Below are 405 nucleotides of genomic sequence, written 5' to 3'. Positions count from 1 at the left end.
CGTGGCCATCGCCCGCGCCCTCGCGGTGGAGCCCGAGATCCTCCTCATGGACGAACCGTTCGCAGCCCTGGACGCCCAGCTCCGCACGATCCTCCAGGACGAACTCCTCGCCCTCACCCAGACCACCCGCACCACCACCCTCTTCATCACGCACAGCCTCGAAGAGGCGATCGTGCTGGGCGACCGCGTCCTGGTGATGTCGGCCCGCCCGGGCCGCATCATCGCCGAGCGGCGCCCGCCGTTCCCCCGCCCCCGTACCGGCGACATCCGTACGACCGCGGAATTCACCGCGCTCAAGAGCGAGTTGTGGGACCTGCTCCGCAGCGAGGTACGTACGGAGGCGGTCCCGGCATGACGACAACAGCCCCCACCCACCAGCCCCGGCCGGAAGAAGCCGTACTGGTC

General features: G+C 70.1%; 1 pseudogene. It reads left to right on the top strand.

The annotated features are described in order from the left end of the window. Positions 1-355 (top strand): annotated as a pseudogene (locus J0695_RS39040) (ABC transporter ATP-binding protein); the annotation flags it as partial. Between the last annotated feature and the right edge of the window lie 50 nt (positions 356-405).

Origin of the sequence: Streptomyces beijiangensis, assembly GCF_017315755.1 — a bacterium.
Lineage (GTDB): Bacteria > Actinomycetota > Actinomycetes > Streptomycetales > Streptomycetaceae > Streptomyces > Streptomyces beijiangensis.
This window is presented reverse-complemented; position numbering and strand designations above follow the sequence as displayed.